28 protein-coding genes are annotated in these 25,111 nt (G+C 28.1%); 5 read left to right on the top strand and 23 right to left on the bottom strand.

Annotated elements, in window-relative coordinates:
* Nucleotides 1-44 precede the first annotated feature (44 nt).
* The 9 genes from K0039_RS03655 to spoIIIAA form a co-directional block, all read right to left on the bottom strand.
* Nucleotides 45-464 carry an Asp23/Gls24 family envelope stress response protein gene (locus K0039_RS03655; RefSeq protein WP_228103686.1) on the bottom strand — a complete coding sequence of 140 codons (420 nt, stop codon included), beginning with the start codon at nucleotides 462-464 and terminating at the stop codon, nucleotides 45-47.
* A 150-nt stretch (nucleotides 465-614) separates the two neighbouring features.
* Nucleotides 615-1,301, bottom strand: a complete 687-nt coding sequence (locus tag K0039_RS03660; protein ID WP_228103687.1) for a SpoIIIAH-like family protein — start codon at nucleotides 1,299-1,301, stop codon at nucleotides 615-617.
* A 19-nt stretch (nucleotides 1,302-1,320) separates the two neighbouring features.
* Nucleotides 1,321-1,875, bottom strand: a complete 555-nt coding sequence (locus K0039_RS03665; protein ID WP_228103688.1) for a SpoIIIAG-related protein — start codon at nucleotides 1,873-1,875, stop codon at nucleotides 1,321-1,323.
* A 16-nt stretch (nucleotides 1,876-1,891) separates the two neighbouring features.
* A complete protein-coding gene (locus tag K0039_RS03670) occupies nucleotides 1,892-2,449 on the bottom strand; it encodes a stage III sporulation protein AF (protein WP_228104180.1) in 558 nt (185 codons plus the stop codon).
* An 18-nt stretch (nucleotides 2,450-2,467) separates the two neighbouring features.
* Entirely contained in the window at nucleotides 2,468-3,646 is a 1,179-nt protein-coding gene (spoIIIAE, locus tag K0039_RS03675) for a stage III sporulation protein AE (protein WP_228103689.1), read from the bottom strand.
* A 19-nt stretch (nucleotides 3,647-3,665) separates the two neighbouring features.
* Entirely contained in the window at nucleotides 3,666-4,040 is a 375-nt protein-coding gene (spoIIIAD, locus tag K0039_RS03680; protein ID WP_103978953.1) for a stage III sporulation protein AD, read from the bottom strand.
* A 24-nt stretch (nucleotides 4,041-4,064) separates the two neighbouring features.
* Nucleotides 4,065-4,262, bottom strand: coding sequence for a stage III sporulation protein AC (gene spoIIIAC / locus K0039_RS03685; RefSeq protein WP_018589775.1), 198 nt, complete (start codon nucleotides 4,260-4,262; stop codon nucleotides 4,065-4,067).
* 9 nt (nucleotides 4,263-4,271) lie between these two features.
* Complete coding sequence (gene spoIIIAB / locus K0039_RS03690) at nucleotides 4,272-4,820, bottom strand: stage III sporulation protein AB (protein WP_228103690.1); 549 nt, start codon at nucleotides 4,818-4,820, stop codon at nucleotides 4,272-4,274.
* Entirely contained in the window at nucleotides 4,783-5,742 is a 960-nt protein-coding gene (gene spoIIIAA, locus K0039_RS03695) for a stage III sporulation protein AA (protein ID WP_228103691.1), read from the bottom strand. The genes spoIIIAB and spoIIIAA overlap by 38 nt, the downstream gene beginning before the upstream one ends.
* A gap of 150 nt (nucleotides 5,743-5,892) precedes the next feature.
* Here spoIIIAA and K0039_RS03700 point away from each other — a divergent pair, with 150 nt between their 5' ends.
* Together K0039_RS03700 and yaaA are read left to right on the top strand one after the other, a co-directional pair.
* Nucleotides 5,893-6,705: a hypothetical protein gene (locus K0039_RS03700; protein ID WP_228103692.1), complete on the top strand. Its 813-nt coding sequence runs from the start codon at nucleotides 5,893-5,895 to the stop codon at nucleotides 6,703-6,705.
* Between the two features lie 58 nt (nucleotides 6,706-6,763).
* Entirely contained in the window at nucleotides 6,764-7,519 is a 756-nt protein-coding gene (gene yaaA / locus K0039_RS03705) for a peroxide stress protein YaaA (protein WP_228103693.1), read from the top strand.
* 49 nt (nucleotides 7,520-7,568) lie between these two features.
* On the opposite strand, the gene plsX is transcribed toward yaaA, so the two are convergent.
* The 4 genes from plsX to K0039_RS03725 form a co-directional block, all read right to left on the bottom strand.
* Nucleotides 7,569-8,600 carry a phosphate acyltransferase PlsX gene (gene plsX / locus K0039_RS03710; protein ID WP_228103694.1) on the bottom strand — a complete coding sequence of 344 codons (1,032 nt, stop codon included), beginning with the start codon at nucleotides 8,598-8,600 and terminating at the stop codon, nucleotides 7,569-7,571.
* Between the two features lie 153 nt (nucleotides 8,601-8,753).
* Nucleotides 8,754-8,930, bottom strand: coding sequence for a 50S ribosomal protein L32 (gene rpmF / locus K0039_RS03715; RefSeq protein ID WP_018589781.1), 177 nt, complete (start codon nucleotides 8,928-8,930; stop codon nucleotides 8,754-8,756).
* A gap of 13 nt (nucleotides 8,931-8,943) precedes the next feature.
* Nucleotides 8,944-9,471 (bottom strand): YceD family protein, encoded by a 528-nt coding sequence (locus tag K0039_RS03720; RefSeq protein ID WP_228103695.1) that lies wholly within the window; start codon nucleotides 9,469-9,471, stop codon nucleotides 8,944-8,946.
* Between the two features lie 199 nt (nucleotides 9,472-9,670).
* Entirely contained in the window at nucleotides 9,671-10,867 is a 1,197-nt protein-coding gene (locus K0039_RS03725; RefSeq protein WP_228103696.1) for an acetate/propionate family kinase, read from the bottom strand.
* Between the two features lie 383 nt (nucleotides 10,868-11,250).
* On the opposite strand from K0039_RS03725, the gene K0039_RS03730 reads away from it, so the two are divergent.
* Both K0039_RS03730 and spoVV read left to right on the top strand, forming a co-directional pair.
* Nucleotides 11,251-12,516, top strand: a complete 1,266-nt coding sequence (locus tag K0039_RS03730) for a nucleotidyltransferase (protein ID WP_228103697.1) — start codon at nucleotides 11,251-11,253, stop codon at nucleotides 12,514-12,516.
* Nucleotides 12,517-12,629: 113 nt separating this feature from the next.
* Nucleotides 12,630-13,811: a dipicolinic acid transporter SpoVV gene (gene spoVV, locus K0039_RS03735; protein ID WP_228103698.1), complete on the top strand. Its 1,182-nt coding sequence runs from the start codon at nucleotides 12,630-12,632 to the stop codon at nucleotides 13,809-13,811.
* A gap of 45 nt (nucleotides 13,812-13,856) precedes the next feature.
* On the opposite strand, the gene K0039_RS03740 is transcribed toward spoVV, so the two are convergent.
* From K0039_RS03740 to K0039_RS03765, 6 genes are all read right to left on the bottom strand, one after another.
* Complete coding sequence (locus K0039_RS03740; RefSeq protein WP_228103699.1) at nucleotides 13,857-14,369, bottom strand: hypothetical protein; 513 nt, start codon at nucleotides 14,367-14,369, stop codon at nucleotides 13,857-13,859.
* Between the two features lie 18 nt (nucleotides 14,370-14,387).
* Nucleotides 14,388-14,876, bottom strand: a complete 489-nt coding sequence (gene coaD, locus K0039_RS03745; protein ID WP_331476674.1) for a pantetheine-phosphate adenylyltransferase — start codon at nucleotides 14,874-14,876, stop codon at nucleotides 14,388-14,390.
* Between the two features lies 1 nt (nucleotide 14,877).
* Complete coding sequence (gene rsmD, locus K0039_RS03750; protein WP_228103700.1) at nucleotides 14,878-15,432, bottom strand: 16S rRNA (guanine(966)-N(2))-methyltransferase RsmD; 555 nt, start codon at nucleotides 15,430-15,432, stop codon at nucleotides 14,878-14,880.
* Nucleotides 15,433-15,470: 38 nt separating this feature from the next.
* The gene (recG, locus tag K0039_RS03755; protein WP_228103701.1) at nucleotides 15,471-17,528 is read right to left on the bottom strand and encodes an ATP-dependent DNA helicase RecG; all 2,058 of its coding nucleotides are present in this window, start codon (nucleotides 17,526-17,528) and stop codon (nucleotides 15,471-15,473) included.
* A 91-nt stretch (nucleotides 17,529-17,619) separates the two neighbouring features.
* Nucleotides 17,620-19,245, bottom strand: a complete 1,626-nt coding sequence (locus K0039_RS03760) for a DAK2 domain-containing protein (RefSeq protein ID WP_228103702.1) — start codon at nucleotides 19,243-19,245, stop codon at nucleotides 17,620-17,622.
* Between the two features lie 15 nt (nucleotides 19,246-19,260).
* On the bottom strand, nucleotides 19,261-19,611 hold the full coding sequence (locus K0039_RS03765) for an Asp23/Gls24 family envelope stress response protein (protein ID WP_018589791.1): 351 nt from the start codon (nucleotides 19,609-19,611) through the stop codon (nucleotides 19,261-19,263).
* 469 nt (nucleotides 19,612-20,080) lie between these two features.
* Here K0039_RS03765 and rpmB point away from each other — a divergent pair, with 469 nt between their 5' ends.
* Nucleotides 20,081-20,269: a 50S ribosomal protein L28 gene (rpmB, locus tag K0039_RS03770; RefSeq protein WP_228103703.1), complete on the top strand. Its 189-nt coding sequence runs from the start codon at nucleotides 20,081-20,083 to the stop codon at nucleotides 20,267-20,269.
* Between the two features lie 718 nt (nucleotides 20,270-20,987).
* On the opposite strand, the gene K0039_RS03775 is transcribed toward rpmB, so the two are convergent.
* The 4 genes from K0039_RS03775 to pknB all read right to left on the bottom strand — a co-directional run bounded on the left by K0039_RS03775 (nucleotide 20,988) and on the right by pknB (nucleotide 25,104).
* The gene (locus tag K0039_RS03775; RefSeq protein WP_228103704.1) at nucleotides 20,988-21,638 is read right to left on the bottom strand and encodes a thiamine diphosphokinase; all 651 of its coding nucleotides are present in this window, start codon (nucleotides 21,636-21,638) and stop codon (nucleotides 20,988-20,990) included.
* A gap of 9 nt (nucleotides 21,639-21,647) precedes the next feature.
* Entirely contained in the window at nucleotides 21,648-22,304 is a 657-nt protein-coding gene (rpe, locus tag K0039_RS03780; protein ID WP_228103705.1) for a ribulose-phosphate 3-epimerase, read from the bottom strand.
* A gap of 2 nt (nucleotides 22,305-22,306) precedes the next feature.
* The gene (gene rsgA, locus K0039_RS03785; RefSeq protein WP_228103706.1) at nucleotides 22,307-23,188 is read right to left on the bottom strand and encodes a ribosome small subunit-dependent GTPase A; all 882 of its coding nucleotides are present in this window, start codon (nucleotides 23,186-23,188) and stop codon (nucleotides 22,307-22,309) included.
* A 161-nt stretch (nucleotides 23,189-23,349) separates the two neighbouring features.
* On the bottom strand, nucleotides 23,350-25,104 hold the full coding sequence (pknB, locus tag K0039_RS03790) for a Stk1 family PASTA domain-containing Ser/Thr kinase (RefSeq protein ID WP_228103707.1): 1,755 nt from the start codon (nucleotides 25,102-25,104) through the stop codon (nucleotides 23,350-23,352).
* Nucleotides 25,105-25,111 lie beyond the last annotated feature (7 nt).

A 25,111-nucleotide genomic window follows, 5' to 3' on the forward strand; every position in this document is an offset into this window, starting at 1 on the left:
TAAGCAATAAAAAACCCTCTGATTTTCAGAGGGCTTTATTTAATTTATTTAGTAATTTGCTTAGATTCTTCTTTCTTAGCTTGTTTTGCTAATTTAGCTTCTTCTTTTTTAGCTTGCTTTGCTAGTTCTTTTTCTTCTTTTTCTTTCTTGAAGCTAATTTCTTGAACTTGTATATTTACTTGAGAAACTTCTAATCCAGTCATTGTTTCAACTGTATTTTTAACATTTTCTTGTACTTTAAGTGATATGTCTGGTATTGACATACCGTATTCAATAGTTATAACTACATCTAAAGTAACTTTACTGTCTTCCATTTGGATTTTTACACCGTTGTTTTTAAGTAATTTATCTGTTAATGAAGTTATTGTCTCTACACCTTCTACTTCTAAAGCAGCTAATCCAGCTATTGTAACTATAACATCATTCGAAATTTTAACTTGCCCTAAATTATTGTTATTTTCCATGAGATTGTTACCCCCTGTATTAAGGTTTTTATAATTATATATTATCATAGCAAATTATAGTCAGTTTTGCAAGAAAATACCTCAGCATTTTCTGAGGTTTTAGTGATTATATATTATTATAACCTAAAAATAGTAATTAAAATCAATTTATTACTTTTGACTATAACTATTCATTAATTTAATTTTATCGTAAGATACTCCAGCTTGCTCTGCTACTAAGTCAAATATTCTTGCTGCCTCACTCTTAGATAAATCTTGTTTGTTTACTACTACATTTACATTGCTTTCACCTATGTATACTAAAGCATTTTCAAATCCCTTAGCGCTTAATAAATTTTCTATTTTTAATTCTGTTTCTTGATATTTAACAAGTTGAAGTTTCATATTAGATGCTTCTTCTCTTGATTTATCTGTAGTAGAAGGATTATTTATTATTTCATTTAACTCTTCTGATAAATCATTTCTTTGTTTTTCTCTTGTCATTTTCATATCAAGAATATATGTAGACTTGCTCATGTTTTCCTTTGAAGTCAATTGCTCTTCTATTTCTTTGCTTGTTTCCACTGATTTGTCTTTAACTTCATCACTTTCATTATCCTTACTATCCACAACAGTTATTTCTGCCGTCTCCTTACTATTCTTTTCATCCTTATCATTATTTTCTGTTTTTGTTTTGTCCGTATTTTTATCTTGCTGAGCCTGTTCATAAGCCTCAAATTCTTTAGATACAGTAAGTGCTGACTGTTTACTTAACTGATAATTTATAACTCCAACAGCTATTAACATCGTAGATAATGCTAACACAACAAAACCTCTATTTTTAAAATTAAATTTCATTTTTATCCTCCACCCCTTATTATTTACCGTATATCTCTACTTGATGACCTGATATTTGTAGAGATGTTTTAACCGCATCATATAGTAATTCTTTTACCGCTGGATCATTAGCTCCACTTGATACTACTATTACACCTTTTATTTTAGCTTCAGATGTTTTTAATACTACTGGGTCATTTGAATTTGATGTAATCATTGTTTTATTTTCTGTTGAACTAGTAGTTGTCCTCTCTCCTCCAGAAGAATCTTGTTCTTTAGTAGTTTCTGTTGTTGTATTAGAATTATATGCTGGAACAATTTCTTCGCTAGATCGGAAGGTAATCATAACATCCACATCTCCAGCTCCATTAATTTTACTTAGTATTTTGGTCAATTTACCTTCTAAATCTTCCTTTTCCGCTTCAGCAGCAGATGTTTTAGTTTCTGGCTCCGTACTAACATTTGATTCTTCTTTTTTTCCATCTGGCATTACTGATATGACTATGAGAGCTAATATACAAATTCCCGCTAAAAAAATTAATGGTTTCAATTTCTTCTTTTCCATATCATTGAATAATTCGTTAAATTTTTTCAACTTACTCCAACTCCTCTTAATCAATTTCTATATCCTCAATGGATATATCTAGTACCTTTATCAAGTCTTCTTTTAGCTTGCTTTCTTTTAAGTTCAGCTCACTTTTACTTCTAAAGACTTCTTCTTCTTTTGTGTCATTAGATTGTATGTCCTTATTATTGTCATTATTACTGTTTTTTTCTTTTATTTTTATAGTTTCAATATCGGACCCATTGATTGTTAAGCCTTCTAATTCATATCCGTACTCGTCTAATTTGAGTTGTAACACACTTTTAAGACCATCTTCATATCCTTTGCTTAAGTTTTCATTATTTGTTTTTCCTGCTAAATCATTATAACTATCCACATACATCTTTGAGTAATCGCCCATTTTTTTTAATATTGTATCTTCCAATGACATGTTGCTTGAAAAAAAACTTACTACAGGACTTATTATCATAAACACGAAAATAAAATTACATACCAAATTTATATATGGCTTTACTTTAGTGTTTGGTAAAATCATATCTACAATATTTATAATAAATGCCCCTACTATAATCGATATTATCCATTCCTTTATACTAGCAATAATATATCCCTCCCTTTTACTTTAAGTTGCTACTGCACTTATGGAAGTTAATATAGCTATGGTTACAAAAAACATTATTGTTACAGCAATAATTGTAGCCAAAATTATTATCATTAAATTTGATACTTCATTTAAGAAGGATGATATGTTATCCTCTCCAATTGGTTCCACTACTATGGCACATAATTTATATACAAGTATTACTGATAATATTTTTATTATTGGTATTAAGCATAATCCTACTAAAATTACTAATCCCACTCCACCAAATACATTTTTTATGAGCTGAGATGATGATAGCAATATATCAACAGAATCTGATACAAAGCCTCCAACTACTGGAATAAAGTTTCCAACAGCAAATTTAGCTGTTTTTACTGTAAACTTATCAAAGGATGTAACATATAAGCCTTGTATTGATACTAGTCCTAGGTACAAAGTGAATACAGCTCCTAAAGTTACCACATTAATTTGTTTGATAAACGATGATAATCTGTTTAATTTGATATTATTAGTTACGTTATTTATTACTAATATGGCAAAAGCTAAAGATATAGCTACAAATATAAATTTTTTAAATACGATATTTATAGCTGCAATACCTCCAATAAAAATTGGATTTAAGGCTGTCGATGTGATTGGAAACCCTACTAAAACTAAAAGTGAGATCATTATTGGTATAATTACATTAACAAGCCCTATAATACTTTCTATAGTTGCATAACATAATGCCAATATATCTTTGAAGCTTACAAGAGTTAATGTTACTACAGTTATAAAAACTATGTAATTTGTTACTGTACTTATGCTTGATGATGAAAAAGAATTTTCTAGACTTTTTATTATGGATGATAATAAAGCTAAAACTAAAATGCTAACTGCAATTTTAATACTAGTTTTTATTTCAGAAAAAACTGCTGTTTTAATTTTGTTTTTATCAAATAAGTCTAATATATTTGTATTTCCGCTTATCAAGTCTTTTATATACGTTTTTAGATTTATGTCTTTTATTACATTGTCTTCTTTTACATATTTTTCTATTTCATCTATGTTTATTTTACTTAACTGATTATCTATATATAGATCTATGTTATTTTTAGTATCCTCATATTCTTCATCATTGTTCTTATCCTGTGCAAATGACGCAGATGTAAAAGAGAATAAAATAATTAAAACAAGACCTAAAATTTTGTTTTTCATAATAAATCATTCTCCTACTTTAAATTAAACTTATTATGGTATCTACGATGGATAAAAGTATCGGGAATGACATTGTCATAATGATTATCTTCCCCCCAAACTCCAACTTAGTCGCAATGTTTTTTTCCCCACAATCGTTACAAAGAGAAACGGCAAATTCTATAATATAGCAAATACCAATTAACTTAATTATTAAACTTATGTACATAGCTGGAATATTCACCTTATCAGCTAAAGACTGTATTCCTTCAACTATAAAATTCAGCTTCATAACAACAGATAATAAAATTATTACTCCTGCTGTTATTGCAACAAAATTTGCCATTTCTGGTCTATCTTTTCTTATAACTAAACAGAGTATGGTAGAAACCATTGCAATCCCAACTAATTGCATAACTTCCAAAGTATCCCCTCCTCTTTAGTAAAGTTGAAACATTGTTCTAACTGTATTAAATAAATCACTAATTTCTGTTATTACTAATCCTAAAACGATTACCACACCTACAAGAGTTGTAAGCGTTGCCCAGTCCTTTCTATCAACTTTTTCTAAAATCATATTCAATACTGATATTAATATACCAATACCTGCAACTTTTAATATCAATGCTATTTCCATATTAACCTCCTAAATTAAAATTATTCCTATACAAATACCTATAAATGTTATTAGCTTTTTATAAAGTGAACCCTTTTTAAAAATTTCTTCTTTGCTATCGCTAGTAAATTTTTTTAAATTTTCGCAAGTTAAATCTATTAATCTTTGCTGTGATTCTATATCACTTTGTCCCAGAGTTAAAAATAATTTTTTTAACTCATCTATTTCTTTATTTTGTAGATTTGTCTCCTTCTTCAGTTTTATAATATTTTCATTTAACATCTCTTCTAAGGTTCTCCCATCTTCTTTGCTTAAATCCTCTTGCATATCTTTACAAAAATTACAAAGGCAATAATCTTGTTTTAATGATGCTCTATAAAAAACTTCTTCTAATGTGTACAACCCAAAAGCTAAATCCATTCTGATTATTTCCAATATCCTAATGACTTCATTTAACTCCTTATGTCTTTTAATAAATGCTTTATGTATAATATCACCTATTAGATAACTGGCTCCTATTAGAATTCCTATAAAAAATATTTTAATTTGCAAAGTACCATCTCTTTTCTTGTAAATCATATATTTTTTCTACCGTTCCTGGTCCCCTTTTTGCAGAAAGTAAGATAACCTTTTTGAATAATTCTTCATCTAATAAATTATTTAACTCTTTTCTGTTTCTTATATCTTCAATGGAGTCACCATGCACTGTGGTTATAAGTCCAACACCTCCATTCAAGGCAGTATATAAAGCTTTTATATCTTTTTCCGTACCAATTTCATCTGTTATTATTACATTTGGTGACATTGATCTTAAAACCATCATTATACCCACATCTTTTGGACATGTTTCTATAATGTCTGTCCTAATTCCCACATCCATTTGAGGTATTCCCAAATAAGAGCCTGCTATTTCATTTCTTTCATCTATTAAAGCCACATTTACACCCTTGAAGTTGTATTTCTCAGTTCCATTACTTAAATTCCTTACTATATCTCTTAAAAGTGTGGTTTTACCACACTGAGGTGGTGATATTATTATGGTGTTATTTATTTTAGTAGGACCTTTTATAATATGATCCATGACTTTGTCAGAACAGCTTTTAACTTCCTTAGATATTCTTATATTCAAAGAAGATATATGTTTTATATTTTCAACTTTTCCATTTTCAACTATGGCTTTTCCAACTATACCTACTCTATGCCCCCCTCTTAAAGTTACAAATCCCTTTTTTATATCATCCATAAATGAGTGAATAGAGTATTTGCATATAATTTGAAAGGTCTGATCCACATCTTCTTTAGTTACTATATAAGCCTTGTCCATATTTCTGTCTAATTTATTGTATTTTTCATTGTAAAAGTAGTCTTTCTGATTTCCGTTAATTATCAAAGGTTTGTTGATTCTAAGTCTTATTTCTTCAATATTCTCTCCCTGAATTGTTTTAATCTTATTCCTTAAATTAAGAGATAATGAATTAATAATTTCATCAGATAGTTTCATCACCTTGTCCTCCTCTCTTGTTTATAATATTTATATTTATTAGATGTATTAAATATTACTTTTAGAACAACTTTTATGTTCTTGAGTCTGTTGACATTCTTATAGGCTGTGGTAGTATTTAATAATAATCAATTAAATTAAGGAGGCAAAATGATTTATTTATCATTAAAATATAGTATTCTTATCACTTTATTAGTTACTGGAGTTTTTCTTTCATTTGGATATGTTTATAGTCTTATTGAGAGAAGAAATAGTTCATATGTGTACTCAGCTTTTGGCAGTAAAGGAATTTTGTTTACTGGTGTGCTTGGTACAGCTGTTCATGAAATTGGTCATTTAATTATGTGTTTAATATTTCATCATAAAATAAGTGATTTTCAATTATTTAATTTTAAAGGATATAAGTATGAAGAAACTCTTGGATATGTTTCTCATAGGTACAATGATAGAAGTTTATATGAGAAGGCTGGAAACTTTTTTATTGGTATAGGGCCCATGATATCTGGTACTTTATTTATAGTTTTTTCTTTTAAATTATTACTACCTTCTATTTATGAAAGTATTAATATTAATAGTTATTTTACTCACTTATCTTCAATAAATATTGAAAATGCAATTTTTTTATTGTTATCTCTTAGTAAAAATTTATTAATTTCTATTTTCAATATTAATAATTTGGGCGATATTAGTTTTTATATTTTTATTTACTTAATGTTTTGTGTTTCCTCACATATCTCTTTAAGTAAAAAAGATTTTGAAAATAGTAGTGTTGGTATATTATCCTTATTTTTGATTTTCTTTGCAATTTGTTTAGTTAGCATTTTTTTTAACCTTAATTTAAGTTACTTATTGCTAATTTTCATGAATATGATAATATGTGTAATATTTTTCTTATCAATAGGATTGATATTCTCTCTTATTTCACTTTTTATATCTTATATTGTTTACAGTATAATGATATAATCGTGAATAAACTAAAACAAAACTCAAATTAAATTCAAATTATTAGGAGGTAAAAAGTTTGATATCAATTATTTCACCTGCCAAAAATATGAGAAATATTAAAATTAATAATATAATTACTAAAACTATAGGCACAAATAGATATTTTACAAAGGAAACAAAAGAAATAGTCCAAGCATTAAAGTCATTAAACCCATGTGATATACAATCTTTAATGAAAGTTAATGAAAAGATAGCATTCCAGTCTTATGCATATTTTCAAGACTTTAATTTCAAAAAAGAAGGCGTATGTGGCCTTTTAGCTTATGACGGTTTAGTTTTTAAAAATATAAAGGCAGAAGATTTTTCTATAGAAGATTTTGAATTTGCTAATAATCATATAAAAATATTGGATGCATTTTATGGTATTGTAAATCCTCTGGATGAAGTTCTACCTTATAGACTAGAAATGCAATATCCCATAAAAATCCATGACAAAAATCTTTATAAGTTTTGGGATGATAAAATATATAATAAATTATATATTGAAGATAATGTGATTGTTAATTTAGCTTCTGAAGAATATGCAAAGACTGTAAGGAGATTTTTAAAAGAAGATGATATATTTATCGATATAGATTTTAAAGTCCATAAGGACGGAAAGTTAAAGACTCTTGCAACATTAGCAAAAATGGCTAGGGGCCAAATGATAAAATATATAGTTGAAAATAAAATAAATGATCCTGAAAATTTAAAAAATTTTAAATTTAATAATTATAAGTTTTCTCATAATTTATCAACTAGTAGAAAACTTGTTTTCATAAAAGAAGATTAGAATAGAAAAACTTCCAAATTAATTGGAAGTTTTTTAAAGGAATTTATTATTAGTTTTCTTCTTTGTTTTCTTTAGATTTTTCATCTTCTTTTTTTGCTTGTAAATATGATTCTATATCTTCTACCACATTACCATTTACAAAGTGTATAGCTTGATTTATAGCATTTTTTATAGCTTTTGAGTCTGAACTTCCATGAGCTTTTATTACTCCACCTTTTACTCCTAAGAAAGGAGCTCCACCATATTCCGAATAGTCTAGAAATGCTTTTAGTTTTCTTAAGTCTTCTTTTATCAATAATGCTCCAAGCTTTCCTTTTGTACTACTCATTAAAGTTTCCTTCATAAGCTTCATCATTCCCATTGCCACACCTTCACAAGTTTTTAACATTATGTTACCTGTGAAGCCATCGCAAACTATTACATCCGCTTTAGATTCTATAACATCTCTACCTTCCACATTACCTATGAAATTTAAATCCATATTTTTTAATTCTTCATAAGCAGTTTTTACTAGCTCATTTCCTTTTCCTTCTTCAGCTCCGATGTTTGCAAGACCAATTCTTGGATTTTCCATATTTAACACTTTTTTAAGATAAATATTAGCCATCATAGCAAACTCACTTAAATTTCTAGACTTACAATCTGCATTAGCCCCACCATCTGCTATTATAGTCATACTTCCTTTTATATTTGGCATGCAAGGACAAAGACAAGGTCTGTCTATTCCTTTTATTCTCCCAACTATTAAAGTAGCTCCTGTAAGTAAAGCTCCTGTACTTCCTGCTGATACTATGGCATCAGCTTTTTTTTCTTTTACTAAATTTAAACCTACAACCATAGATGAATCTTTTTTTCTTCTTATTGCTTGAACTGGTTTATCTTCATTTTCTATAATTTCTGTAGTATGTACTATTTCTAATTTATTTCTATCAAATTCATAAGATGCAAACTCTTTTTCAAGTATTTCTTTATCTCCTGTGATTACTATTTCTACCTTATATTCTTTTATAGCATCAACAACTCCACCTACTATGGCTTTAGGAGCATTATCTCCACCCATTCCATCTACTACTATTCTCATAATTACCTCCTCGTATATTTATGTATAAATTTATATATAACTACAAAATATTATTAGTATTTTACAGTAATTATTTTATTTTTTAAACTTCATTTATTTTTATATTTTAACAAAAAAACATGTAGATTACTCTACATGTTTTTAAAAATATCATTATTCAGATACTATTTCTTTACCTTTGTAATGTCCACAATCTGGACAAACTCTATGTGGTAATTTTGGTTCATGACATTGTGGACACTCTACGAATCCTGTTGCTGTCATTTTTGAGTTAGCCGCTCTTCTCATTTTAGTTTTTGATTTAGCTGTTTTACGCTTAGGTACTGCCATTTAAGCCACCTCCTTAGTCATTTTTAAATAAATCTTTTAATTTAGCAAAACGTGGATCTATATCATCCTCGTCATTGGCAATTTGGCTGCATGGACAAGTTTCCCTATTTATGTTAGCTCCACAATCTTGACAAAGGCCTTTACAGTCTTCTTTACAAAGAGATTGCGCTGGTAAATTAAAAATTAATGTCTGTCCTATTATGTCAAGTAAATTTACTTCATCACCGTCAATAATAAAAGCATCATAATCTTCAAACTCGTCTTCGTCAAAATCTTCTTTCACTAAGAAACCTTCCATAGCATATTCTATTGGTACTTTAACTTCATCTAGACATCTAGCACAACTGTCTATTATTTCGAAACTAACATTAGCATCCAAGTAATATCCCTTATTCGTTCTAGATATCTTACCTATTAGGTTTAACGGTGAAGCTATTTTATATGTGTTCTCACAATAACTAATAGTATCAATTTTTTGTGAAAAATTCAAGTCTATTTTATCAGTTTCTTTTCTATCTAACTTATCTAGACTAATTATCATACTTTCACCTCGTTATATTACCAAATTTATTATACAAATCTAGTCAATGTTTGTCAAGTATTTTTACTTGATAGTTAAAAATAAGGTTTTAATACTTTATTTATAAATATCTTTAAAATATGTTATTAAAATTATTTTAAGGTAGGTCCAGGCCTACCTTAAAATTTAGAATATTTTCAACAAATAAAATATTTTATGATTATTTAACTAAAGCTAAAGTATCTCTAGCTATCATTAATTCTTCGTTTGTAGGTACTAATAATATTTTAACTGCAGAATCTTCTGTAGATATTACTCTTTCTTTCCCTCTAACTTTGTTAGCTTCTTTATCTAATTTCATTCCTAAGAATTCCATGTTTGAAGCTATAGATTCTCTTATTTCTATTCCGTTTTCACCGACACCAGCAGTGAACACTATAGCGTCTACACCGTTCATTTCAGCAGCATAAGAACCTATATATTTTTTAACTTTTTGTACATATGCATCTAAAGCAACTTGAGCTTTTTCGTCACCTTTTTCTGCTGCACCTTCTATATCTCTAAAGTCAGAAGATATACCAGTCATTCCGTATACTCCTGATTGTTTATTCATCATTGCATCTAATTGATCAGCATTTAAGTTTTCTTTTCTCATTAAGAATGGTAATATAGCAGCATCTATATCTCCACATCTAGTTCCCATTATTAAACCTTCTAATGGAGTGAATCCCATAGAAGTATCTACACATTTACCACCATCAACAGCAGCTATAGAAGCTCCGTTTCCTAAGTGACAAGTTATTATTTTAAGATCTTTTATATCTTTACCTAACATATCTGCAGCTCTTTGAGATACATATTTATGAGAAGTTCCGTGGAATCCGTATCTTCTTACACCGTATTTAGTGTATAACTCATGTGGTAAACCATATAAGTAAGATTTTTTAGGCATTGTTTGATGGAAAGCAGTATCGAATACAGCTACCATTGGTACTCCTGGAAGTATAGCTTTGCAAGCGTCTATTCCCATTATGTTAGCTGGGTTGTGAAGTGGAGCTAAGTCTATACATTCTTTTAAAGCAGCTTCTACTTCGTCAGTTATAACAACTGAAGTTGCGAATTTTTCACCAGCATGAACAACTCTATGTCCTACTGCTTCTACCTCTTTAATATCTTTTACACCACCGTAAGTTAGGTCAACTACAGCGTCTAAAACTAATTTTATAGCTTCTTCATGATTTTTCATTGGTTGTTCAACTATGTATTTACCTTCAACACCATCTTTTTCTTGCTTAAGTATAGAACCTTCTATACCTATTCTTTCTACTAATCCTACACATAATACTGCTTCATTTTCCATATCTATTAATTGATATTTTAATGAAGAACTACCACAGTTTAATACTAATACTTTCATTATTAGCAATCCTCCTTAAAAATTTAAAAATTTTCCTTAAATTAATATTCAAAATGACTATTTAACTTTATATTGTCAATCATAATAAATATAACACCTTTTTAATTAAAAGTACATACTATTTATAAAAATATCATTATGTAATATTTAAATATTACGACATAGCTCTTTTATCTTATTATTTATTTGGTATAATAAATAATTAATTATATTTAGCTTTCAAAATAAGATGTTTTACTTATTATTCATATAATAAAACATATTTATGTACCATAATAACACATTTATATTATTCTATTATTATTAAGTATTTCCTCTATTTTTGTCAACTTAAAAAATATAATATACTAATATGTAGTAAGAATTACCAAAAGGAGGATTGTATGAATTTACTAGGATTAATCGTTGAATACAACCCATTTCATAATGGCCATAAATACCATTTAGAAAAGTCAAAAGAAAAAACAAAGGCTACTCATACTATGGCCATAATGAGCGGTTCTTTCTTACAAAGAGGAGAACCTGCTTTATTTGATAAATATACAAGGGCTGAAATGGCAGTAAAAAGTGGCGTGGATTTAGTAATAGAACTTCCAACTCTATACGCTTGCCAAAGTGCTGAAATATTCTCACATGGAGCTATAACTACTTTAAACTCTCTTAATTGCGTTAATTCAGTTTGCTTTGGTAGCGAAGAAGGTAGTGTTGAAATTTTAAGTACCATAGCAGAAATTTTAGTTAAAGAGCCTAAAGAATTCAAATCAACGTTAAAAAAACATTTAGATGATGGTCACGTTTTCCCCGCAGCAAGAAGTAAAGCTTTATATGAATATATAAAAACACAGAATCTTTTACGTTTAAATGAAAATAAGCTTCAACAAATTTTGAATTCTTCTAATAATATTTTAGGTATTGAATATATTAAAAGTTTAATCAAATTGAATAGTACTATTAAGCCTTACACTATTACTAGAATTGCTTCAGAGTATAATTCTAGTGATATAAGTAGCAATATTTGTTCAGCTACAGCTATTAGAAATTTTTTAAAGGACAACACTGATTTAAAACACATTGAAAATGTTATCCCAAAAACGACCTTTACTGAAATAAGCAGTAGAATTGATAGCAATTTTACTCCTGTATTTGATTACATGTTTTACAATATATTATCATCTATTATTATTAGAGATTATGAAAATTTACACAGCTATTTTGAAGTAAATGAAGGTATAGAAAATAAAATTTATTCAAATATATTCACATCTTCAAATTTAGAAGAATTAATAAATTCTACAAAATCAAAACGTTATACCATGACTAAAATAAAAAGAACTTTAAATAATATTTTATTAGGTATTACAAAAGAAGATGTTATAAGTGTAAAAGACTTAAATTCAGTTCCTTACATTAGAGTTTTAGCTTTTAATAGTAAAGGTCGTGAAATCATAAAAGAAATCAAGATTTCTAGTGATATTGAAATTATCACTAAATTTTCAAAAATAAGTTATGTTGACGACTCTATATTTAAAACACTTATCAAATATGACTTAAAATCTAGTAATATGTATAATCTTGTTTATTATAAAAATAATAAACACTTATTAAAAGGGCCAATGGATTATTATTTATCGCCTAAATATTTGCCATAAAAAAAAGAAAAGGACTCTGTATATAGTCCTTTTCTTTTTTATTAGCTGATCTTTTCATATTTTACTTTTAAAATTAATATAATACCTTAAAGTCTTTATTTATAGGTGATTTTATGAACATATCTAAATTAACAAAATATTTTTTACCCAAAATCATAGTTTTATTATTAATTATTGGGATTATAGTTTTTCCCAACGATTCCATTGAAGCTGCAAAGAATGGAATACATATATGGGTTAATATATTGATGCCATCTTTACTTCCTTTTATAATCGGTGCTAATTTAATAGTTTCATTGAGGGTTGTTGATATAATAGGTGCCATAATAAACCCCATAACTCAACTCATTTTTAATGTATCAGGAAAAAGTGCATTAGTTTTTGCTATTTCAGCTGTATCAGGCTATCCTGTAGGAGCTAGATTAGCTTCAGATTTAAGATTAAATCAAGATATTTCTCAGTATGAGGGTCAAAGATTAGTATCTTTTTGTTCTACATCTGGTCCTTTATTCATAATTGGCGCCGTTGCTGTCGGTATGCTAAATGATGCAACCTTAGGATATGTAATGCTCATCTGTCATTACTTAGGTTCTATAACCGTCGGTCTACTTTTTAGAAGATATGGAAAAGAAAAAAGAGAAAAACCAAATAAAACCATAATTAATAATATAAAATACATAATTAATACTCCCGAAAAAGATGGTTTTTTTATTTGTTTTGGAAATGCCGTTGTAAGTGGTGTAAATACGTTATTAGCTGTTGGTGGTTTTGTAATAATTTTTTCTGTTGTCTTTAAAATACTAACTTTATTCGATATTATAGATGGTATATCTTCCATATTGTGTTTGTTATTATCATTTTCAGGCATGACAAAAGAAGTTTGTTCTGCTTTCATCAGTGGATTATTCGAAATCACCATAGGTTGTAATAACGTTACTAATATTACATATGTTTCTGAGGCAATTAAAGCTAGTTTATGCAGTTTTATTATAGGTTTTAGTGGTTTATCTATATTAGCTCAATGTTGCAGCTTCATAGCTAAGACTGACATTAAAACCAACATTTACATATTCAACAAATTTTTACACGGTACATTTGCAGCTTTATACACTTTTTTACTTTACCCTGTAAGTGAAAATTATTTACCTGTTTCAAATTTTTCATCCATTTATAACTCTATTTATAATAACAATATTCTAAATCATTATTTTTATAATTTCAAAATATTTCTAGTTGTAACCGTAATTATTTATATAATATTCAATCTATATTTTTTATACATAACAAGAGATTAATTTATAAAATAAGGAAAGCTCCCAACTTAACTGGGAGCTTATTTTCTATTCTTCTCTTAATTCTCTTTTATTTCTTTTTACTATTTCCAAAGTTTCAATCAAATTTTGTTCAACAGAACTTATTACATCTTCTGCATATTCAATAGAACCTTCTCTAATTTCAAGGGCATATGACTCTGCTCTACTTATAATTTCTGAAGCTCTTTCTTTTGATCTTTCTACTACTTCATTAGATTCTACAATATCATCAAATTGCTGTTTAAGATTTTCTTCGAACTGCTCACCTTCTCTAGCCTTAATTTGGGCTTCCTGATTAGCTTGTTCTATAATTTGTTCTGCTTCTGCTTTTGCTTCTGTTATTATTCTTTGTCTTTCTCTATTTATCCATATTGCTTGATTTACTTCTTCTGGCATTAATGCTTTGATATCATTAATTATAGCAAGAATTTCTTCTTTATCTATACTAATTGATTTCCTTGCCAAACCTTTAAGTGGTGCATTTTCTATTAATTCCTCTAGTTCTTGAAATAAATCCATAATTTCTAAATCTATTTTCATACTAATCCCCCTAAATTACTATTTCGTCTTACTTTCTATTGCCTGAATAACTTCTTTAGGCACTAAATTCTTAACATCGGCTCCAAAGTTTAAAACTTCTTTAATTAATGACGAACTTACAAAAGAGTATTGTTTGTTAGTTGGTAAAAATATTGTTTCTATATCAGGATCTAATTCTTTATTCATATGAGCCATTTGTAACTCATAATTGACATCGTCTTCACTTCTTACTCCTCTAACTAAAGTATCTATTCCGTTTTCTTTACAATAACTAACTAGTAAACCTTGGAATTCAATAACTTTAATATTATTTAACCCCTTTGTGCAAATCTTAATTAACTCCACTCTTTCTTCTAATGTAAAAAGCCCCTTTTTATTAGGATTTATAAGTACTCCTATTTGTAATTCATCAAATAATTTGGCAGCTCTAAAAATTATATCTAAATGTCCATTGGTAATTGGATCAAAGCTACCAGCAAATATTGCTTTATGCATTGGTTTGTCCATGTTATTCCTCCACTTTATAGAATGTTAACGTTGTATTTCCATACTTTTTATCTCTACTTTTGTATAACCTGCCAATATTATCTGGAAACTTATCTTTAGTATCATGCTCTACAACAATAATTCCATCCTCTTTTAAAAGATTATTGTTATCTATACTACCTAATGCATCACTAAACATATTCTTATAATATGGAGGATCCATAAATATAACATCAAATTTTTCACTTTTTAAAGCGAGAGAATTTATAGCACTTTTAAAATCTAAATTTAATACTATGCTTTCATTCTCAACTCTCGCCTTTTTTATATTAGACTTTACAATATTTATACTTTCCTTACTATTATCTATAAAAATACATTTATTCGCTCCTCTTGATAAACACTCAATTCCTAAAGAACCTGTACCAGCAAATAAATCTAATATATTACTATCCATTATATATGGATTAATTATATTAAATAAAGATTCTTTAACTCTATCTGTTGTAGGCCTTACGTCATCATCTTTAGGAGCATTTAATTTTAGTCCTCTTGCCTTTCCTGAAATAACTCTCAAAATTATGTCTCCTTTCTTTATTTTACCATAAATTTTAATTAATTTAATGAGATTTCTTCACGTTCACTAAATTTATACAATATTTCTTCTTTTAATCTTTTATTATCTTCTTGTTGTAATTTTACATCTTGACCAATTATGTATCTAGCCTCTAATTGAGCCTGTTTTAATATTTTAATATGTTTAAAAATATTTGCAACTTTTAACTCTGGAAGGCCATGTTGTCTTGTTCCAAAAAATTCTCCTGGCCCCCTTATTTCTAAGTCCTTTTGAGATATTTTAAATCCATCTGTAGTTTCTTCCATTATGGACATTCTTTCTCTACACACTTCAGTTTTTGAGTTATATATTAATATACAGTAAGATTTATGTTTTCCTCTTCCGACACGTCCTCTAAGCTGATGAAGCTGGGCTAGACCAAATCTTTCTGCATTTTCTATTATCATCAATGTAGCATTAGGTACATTAACTCCAACTTCAATAACTGTAGTAGATACTAATATGTCTAGCTTTTTATTTTTAAAATCATCCATTATGGCATCTTTTTCACTTGGTTTCATCTTACCATGAAGCAGACCCACTCTTAAATCTGAAAAGAATTCTCTTTTTAGTTCTTCTACAAGTTCAACTGCTGCTGTAGCTTCTATTTTTTCGCTCTCATCTACTAAGGGGCAAACTACATAAACTTGCCTTCCTTTTTCAACTTCACTTCTTACTAAATTTTCATAAGCTTCATTTCTTCTTTTATGTTCTATTGCAATAGTTTCTACAGGTTGCCTTCCTGGTGGCAACTCATCTATTATGGATATATCTAAATCTCCGTATAAAATTAAAGCTAATGTTCTAGGTATGGGCGTTGCCGTCATAACTAAAATATCAGGGCTATCTCCTTTATTTGATAATCTTCCCCTTTGCCTAACACCAAATCTATGTTGTTCATCTGTTATAACTATGCCTAAGTTTTTAAATTCTACCTTATCTTCTATAAGGGCATGAGTTCCAATAAGAATATCTATTTCTTGATTTTTTACTTTTTCTAATACTTTTTCTTTTTGTTTTTTTGTAAGATTTCCTACTAGCAACTCAGATTTAATATTAAAGACCCCTAAGGTTTCTTTAAACGAATCATAGTGTTGTGATGCTAAAATCTCTGTAGGGGCCATTAAAGCCCCTTGATAACCATTTAAAACTGCACTTGCTAATGCAAGTAATGCTACTACTGTTTTTCCACTTCCAACATCACCCTGAACCAATCTATTCATTACTTTTTGTGATGTCATATCTTCAATAATTTCATTTAACGCTCGACTTTGAGCCCTAGTTAGTTTAAATGGAAGAGATTTCATTATATCATTTAATCTTTCTTTTTCTTCAAATTCTATTCCACTAGTTTCATTTATCCCACTTTTAAAATAAAATAGCCCTAACTGCAAAATCAAAAATTCTTCAAAAACTAATCTATATAACGCAACTTTTAAAGTTTCTTTGTTAGTTGGAGAATGTATATTTCTAACTGCAAAATCAATACCACACAATTTATATTTTTCTAATATATATTGTGGTAGGTATTCTTTTACCTGAAATTCTTCCTTCGTAAGAACTGATTTAATCATTCCTTGCAACTCTTTATTAGTTAAACCATAAGTCAAAGGATATACTGGCTCAATTTTACAAGTAGAACTTGGCTTATTAGTGTAATGTTCAACTTCAATAGGTATAAACTCTTTAAAATTATTTTCTATCTTAACCTTTCCAAAAACTAAAATACTATCTCCACTTTTAAACACCTTGGTAATGTATTCTTGATTAAAGAACGACATTTTTATATATCCACTCTCATCCCTTACATCCACTTTGGTTATTTTCATACCTTTTCTTGGACTATAAGTATCTATTTTAGTTATAACACCTTTAATAGATACTTTATCTTCATTTTCCAATTGGTTGATTTTTTTTATAATACTCCTATCTTCATATTGTCTTGGAAAATAATATATTAGATCTTTTAAAGTAAAGATATTAAGCTTATGAAGTTTTTCAGCCCTTTTAGGACCTATTCCTTTAACAAATTGTATTTCCTTATTTAAGTTATTCATAATTATCACCTACAAATATTATTTCCTTACGAATAAAAAATCCTGTATAATATACTAATTTATAGTACGATTATACAGGACTAATTAATCATTATTCAACTGAAATTAAGTAATAATAAAGAGGTTGTCCTCCATAGTGTAATTCCACATCTATATCTTCAAATTTTTCTTCTAATGAATCTCTTAAAGCTTCTGCTTCTTCTTCAGAAGTATCTTCACCATAGAATAAAGTTATTATAGCACTATCTTCATCTACTAATTTTCCTATAAGGTCAGCCGTTATTTCATCCACATTATCTCCTGCAGATAATAATTTACCTTCAGCAATACCTATTATATTTCCTTCTTTTACTTCCACATCATTTATAACTGTGTCTCTTACAGCATAAGTTACTTGACCAGATTTTACTGAAGATAAAGCTTCCATCATGTTTGCTTCATTTTCACTTACGTCTGCATCTGCATCGAATGTCACTAAAGTAGCAAAAGCTTGTGCAACATTTTTAGTTGGTATAACTATTATGTTTTTATCACTTAATTCCTTAGCTTGATTAGCAGCCATTATTATATTACTGTTATTTGGTAATATTATTATATTTTTAGCATTTAAATTTTCTATTGCTTTCATAAAATCTTCTGTACTAGGGTTCATAGTTTGACCACCTTCTATTATGTGATCAACACCAAAATCTTTAAATATTTGTGCTAAACCTTCACCCATAGAAGTAGCTATAAATCCGTACTCTTTTTCTTCAACAGGTACCTCTTGTGTTTGAGCCGTTTCATTTAATACCTTATTTTCATGTTGAAGTTTCATATTCTCTATTTTTATTGTTAATAATTGTCCGTATTTTAATGCTTCTTGTATAGCAAGACCTGGATCATTTGTGTGAACATGTACTTTTATTACACCTTCATCTCCAACTACAGCTAAGCTATCTCCAAATTTCATATACATTTCTCTTATTGCTAAATCATCTATTTTATCACTTTCTAAAATAAATTCTGTACAGTATTGGAACTTAATATCTTCACTAGATATATTTTGTTCAACATTAACCTCTACATTACTAGACGCTCCGCCTTCTATAGATTCTATGTTTCTTCCCTTTAATGAAGATAACATGCCTTCATATATAAGAACTAATCCTTTACCACCTGAGTCTACAACTCCAGCTTCTTTTAATGCCTTTAGTAATTCTGGTGTCTTATTTAGCGATTCATTAGCTTTCTTTACTACTAATTCTAGAAATTCTATCATATCCATATTTGAATTAGCTACTTTTACTGCATACTCTCCACTTTCTCTAACTACAGTAAGAATAGTTCCTTCTATTGGTTTAATTACAGCTTTATAAGCAGTATCAGATCCATTTTTAAGAGCGTTAGCTAAATCCACAACATTTAAACTATCTTTACCTTCTATTGATTTTGCTATTCCTCTTATTATTTGTGATAATATAACTCCTGAGTTTCCTCTTGCTCCCATTAGAGAGCCTTTAGAAAGAGCTTTACCTATATCTGTTATATCATCATTTTGAACTTTAGATAATTCTTTAATTGCATATGATATAGTTAAAGACATATTTGTTCCTGTATCACCATCTGGAACTGGAAATACATTTAATTTATCAACTAAATCTTTATGGTTTTGAAGATTATTTGCACCTGAAACAAACATATCTCTAAATCTTTTTCCGTCTATATATTGAATCATATTCTTCCTCCTATATTACTTAACCCTGATACCTTGCACGTTAACATCAATTTTGCTAACTTTTATTGATGTTGTATTTTCTACTGAGTATTTCACCCTGTCTATTATGTTATTTGCTACAGTAGAAATATTAATTCCATATTGCATTATAACAAATAATTCTATTTCTATTTTATTATCTTCAGTTTCATATATTTTAACGCCTTTAGTAGCATTGTCTCCTTTTAACAATTCAACAATACCTTTTATCTTTTGTGAGAAACCTACTAATCCGTAACTCTCCATTGCAGCTCTATATGCAATTTGAGCTATAACATGTTTATCTATTTCTATACATCCATATTTATTATTTACTTTAGTAGTCATGGTTTTACCCCCTCATTTTCTTTTTTAATAATATTTTGTACAATGTTGAATTATTATTTCATCAATCCAACAAATTTCCTTTATTTTAATAAATTATAGTTTATATTTCTATTTTAGACAAGATATATAATACTATAAGTAATTAATAATTAAAAGTTATTTAAATTTAGCAACTAAAAAGACGTTTATTGTCAATACTATGTATTAAGAAATAGAAGATTTAAAGTTTTTATGTTTTAAAACATAGCGATCTACAGCATAATAAAACAATGATAATAAACTTTTATCATTATTTTTTCTTTTAATATTTACATTAGCAAAATTTATATATATAATTTTATATGATAATGAGAAAATCTTCAATATGTAAAGGACAATTATATATTTTTATTGCAAAAATTCAAATTTTATGTTAATATAAATATGTTTTTAGTCTTAAAATAGTTATCATTTTAAGGAGGTGTATATAATGTCAAGAATATGTTGCGTATGTGGTAAAGGTAAAGTTTCAGGGAACCAAGTATCACACTCAAATAAACACAGCAAGAGAACATGGGCTGCTAACTTAAGAAACGTTAAAGTTATAGAAAATGGAACTCCAAAAAGAGTAAAAGTTTGTACAAGATGCTTACGTTCAAACAAAGTTGATAGAGCTTAATAATAAATTTATTTTATTAGTAAGGAGCCTACAAAAATGTAGGCTCTCATTTTTTTATCTAAAAGTTTATCTAATTTTTTTCTACTTTTTATTCGTTCTCATAAATTTTAAAACAATATTAGAAAGCCATTTTGGTAATTTTACAGTTACCATTTTCATACTTATCCCCCCCAAGTTAGATAATTTTCAATATTTCACATTAGATTTATACCATAACATTTACTAATTTCTATGCAAGTCATTTTTTTTATAGACCTTTAAATTAAATCTTACTTTATCATTATTTATGTCTATGTTTATATCCAAAAACTTCAATATAACACCTTCCCATTAAATTATATTAGAGAAGGCTTTCATTTTAGAATTATAAATTAATTATTACATTATTTTTTCTTTTTATTCCAAATACACAACCTCTAATGATATAATCAGATGTCTCGCATAAATAACAATACTTTCTTGTCCCATTTTTGTTGAATTATCATAATGTTTGTTTTGATTGTTAGAATTTTATATCTTTAAAGGTAATACTTCGTCGTTTTCCTCATAAGTTATATTTCCAATATCAACTGAATTTCTATTTGTATGAGCCACATCAGCCTTTTAAGAAGCTTTAATAATATATGCAACTAAATCATTTAGCCTTGTCCGTTACATCATATTATTTTTTACTTAGTATAAAGTGAACTCCTCTTATTCAAATTAAGAGGAGTTCACTTTATACTAAGTTATAATTTCTTATAATCAATGCATATCCATCTTCAATTTTTATACTACATTCATCTTCTAACATAACATTAGATATGCCTAAAGATGATAAGTATCCCATTTTAGCATTGTTCAAAGGATACTCTAATTTTTTAAGTGTTATATTATTTACATCTGCCATTATTGGTACAACTGATACGGTATCTCCCTTTTTACCATGTAAAATAACTTCTTCGTTTCTTATAATAGTAATTTCTTCTTCGCTCGTGATTATCCTAGGTGTTATATTCATTTCTCGAACATAGTGCATTAAACCTATATTTGCAAGAGTATGATCTATTCGTCCCCCTAAAGAACCATAAAAATCTATTTCTTTTGCTTTTAGTTCTTTTGCTAAATAAATACAAATCTCTGAATCTGTTTCATCCTTATGAGATGGATAAGTTTTAAAAAATACGTTTTTATTTTTATAATAATCCACAAAATCATTATTAATAGAGTCTAAGTCTCCTATTATATAATTAGGTATTATACTCATTTTATATAAATGATTACATCCACCATCGGCTCCTATTATAAAATCATATTTTTCCCTAAGTATTATTTCTTTTGTCCTATCATAATTTTTTATTTCGCCATTTAATATAATACAAATTTTCATTAATATCTCCTAAAGACTTGCATTCTTTCTCATTAATTTTACAGTTTCTTCTATATTTTCACTATTAAATATAGCTGAGCCTGCTACTATTACATTTGCTCCAGCTCCTACTACTTGATTTATATTACTTGGTTTTATTCCACCATCTACTTGTATATCAACATTAAGATTTTTCTCATCTATTAACTTCTTTAATTCTTTTATTTTTTCTATCATACTTTCAATAAATGATTGTCCTCCAAAACCAGGGTTCACAGTCATTATAAGTATCATATCCACATCTTGAAGTACATGTTTTATAGTTTCTATCGGTGTGGCAGGATTTAAAGCTACACCTGCTTTTACATTGTGTGACTTAATATTTTGTATAGTTCTATGTAAATGTCTACAAGCTTCCACATGAACTACAATTAAATCACTTCCTGCATCAACAAAATCTTTAATATAATTATCTGGATTTTCAATCATAAGATGTGTATCAAATACCATATTAACGTCTTTTCTTAATGATTTAACTATTCCAGGACCCAGTGTTATATTAGGAACAAAATGTCCATCCATAACATCTATATGTAAATATTCACATCCTGCTTTTTCTACCTTTTTAACATCTTCTAAAAGTTTTGCAAAATCTGCTGATAATATTGATGGTGCTAATTTTATCATTTTTAATATCTCCTTTTCACTTGTCTTATCTCATTGAGTAGTTGTATGTAACTTTCATACCTTACTTTAGAAATTTCCCCTGCTTCAACAGCTGCTTTAACTCCACAACCTGGCTCATTTTCATGTATGCATTTATTTCCAAACCTGCAGCTACCAACTTCATCAAACTCTATAAAATATTCTTTTAATTCGCTTTCTTCTATATCATCCAGTGTTAATGAAGAAAAGCCTGGTGTATCTGCAACTATACCTCCACATTGTAGTTTTAAAAGTTCAGCATGTCTTGTAGTATGTTTTCCTCTTTTGATTTTATCACTAACTTCACCAGTTTGTAACTTAAAATTTTGATCTATTTCATTCAATAAACTGGATTTTCCAACTCCTGATGGTCCAGCAAACACTACTACGCTATTATTTAGCTCTTCTTTTACTTTATCTATATTCTCTTTAGACTTACTGCTAACTGGAATTACTTTATATCCACTTAATTCATATATTTCTTTTATTTTATTTGTTGTATTGTCCTCATCTAAATCAACTTTTGTAAGAATAATTACAATTTCTAAGTTTTCTTTTTCAGCAAGAACTATAAATCTATCTAATAAAGATAAATGAGGTGTAGGGTTCTTTACAGCAAAAACTATTAAGGCTTTTTCCACATTAGCAATTGGAGGTCTTATAAGCTCACTATCTCTTTTATCAATAGTTTCTACAACACCAATCTTTTTCTCCTCATCCACTATGCTAATTTTCACTCTATCACCTACTAGAGGAGTTTGCTTATTTTTTCTAAATATTCCTCTAGCTCTACATTCATACAGTCCCTTTTCTGTATCTACATAGTAGAATCCCCCTATTCCTTTCATTATCCTTCCATCTAACATTAATTACCTCCTTATTTTTTAACACTTTATTATATATTACCACAATATTTTTATTATTTTAAATTTAATTCTTATATATTGTTTTTTATATCTTAATTTTTTCAAAAAATAAATATAAGTAAGCATGATGCTTACTTATATTTTGTATATATGATTTATTTTTATTCTTCTGCTTCATTTTTGTTGTTTACATTGCTAGTTTCTTGCTCTCCAGAGCTATTATTTCCACCTTGTGATGGTTTTTCTTCTGTCGGTTTTTCTTCTGATGGTTTTTCTTCTGATGGTTTTTCTTCTGATGGTTTTTCTTCTGATGGTTTTTCTTCTGATGGTTTTTCTTCTGATGGTTTTTCTTCTGATGGTTTTTCTTCTGATGGTTTTTCTTCTGTCGGTTTTTCTCCTTTACTTACAACAATATTAACAACATCACCTTTTTTAACACTTCCAACACCTGCAACTGGATTTTGATTAATTACAGTACCTTCTTTATAAATTTCACTATAACCATAACTTACGCTACCCAATTCTAGACCCTTATCTTTAAGAATTGTCTTAGCATCTTTTAATGAGAATCCTATTAAATTTGGCACTGATAATTCTTCTGGCCCTAAACTAATTACTATAGTAACAGTATCTCCTTTTTCAAGTTCAGTTCCTTCTGGTGGAGTTTGAGATATAACATGGTTTTTTTCAATATCCGAATCATGTTTTTCAGTTATAGTTAATTTTAATCCTAAATCATTAATAACTTTATTTGCATTTTCCAAGCTCATATTAAGTAAATTAGGAGCTTTTATTACATCAACCTGTTCATTTTTATTTAAAAGCCCAAATCCATTAGTTACTACTCCCGCTACTCCAAGCATAGCTAATACAAGCAATCCAATCAGAACACCTTTTAATCCTCTTCTTTTTTTCTTTTTGGACCTTCTCTCATAGTTATTAACGTCTTCTCCTTCGGGTTGAATAGAACCATCATCTTTAGCATCTCTATTTTGTTCTTTACCTAATGTTTTAAATTTAGACTCATCTACAACTTCAACTGGTGGTATTCTTCTTGTAGCAAAATCATCATATTGTTTAATAAAATCTAAATCTATATTTTGCTCAATATATTCAATATCTTCAATAACTTCTTCACTACTTTGATATCTGTCTTCTGGAGATTTTTCTGTTAATTTTTTTATTAATGTTCTGATACTTTGAGGTATTTGAGTTTTTTCCTCTAACGTAAAGTCTATTTCTTCATTTATATGTTGAAGAGCAATAGAAATAGGACTATCACCTTTAAAAGGTACTTTACCTAATAACATTTCATATAAAACAATTCCTAAAGAATATAAATCTGCATTATTTTTTACCGATTTACCTTTAGCTTGCTCTGGTGAAAAATAGTGAACAGATCCTATAATACTTCCTATATTAGTCATAGTAGAATTTGTAGCTGCTTTAGCTATTCCAAAATCTGCAACTTTTACATTTCTACCTTCACTTGATATTAATATATTATGAGGCTTTATATCTCTGTGTATAACTCCTTTTTTATGGGCAGCCCCAAGAGCTTTTGCTATTTGCTTAGTTATATCAAGAGCAGTATATTCATCTAAAGTTCCTTCAGATTTAATAATTTCCTTTAGATTTTGACCATCTACATATTCCATAACTATATAATTTACTTTTCCGTCACAACCTACATCATATACATTTACTATATTATGGTGAGATATATTAGCCACAGCTTCTGCTTCTCTTTTGAACTTTGCTAAAAACTCCTCGTCATCAACAAATTCCGGTCTCAAAACTTTTACAGCTACTACTCTATTTAGAAGTCTATCCTTTGCTTCATAAACAAAGGCCATCCCTCCATCTCCAATTTTCCTTATGATCTCGTATCTATTACCTAAAATTGTTTCTCCCACAATATCA

The organism is Terrisporobacter mayombei (assembly GCF_020748465.1).
GTDB lineage: Bacteria > Bacillota > Clostridia > Peptostreptococcales > Peptostreptococcaceae > Terrisporobacter > Terrisporobacter mayombei.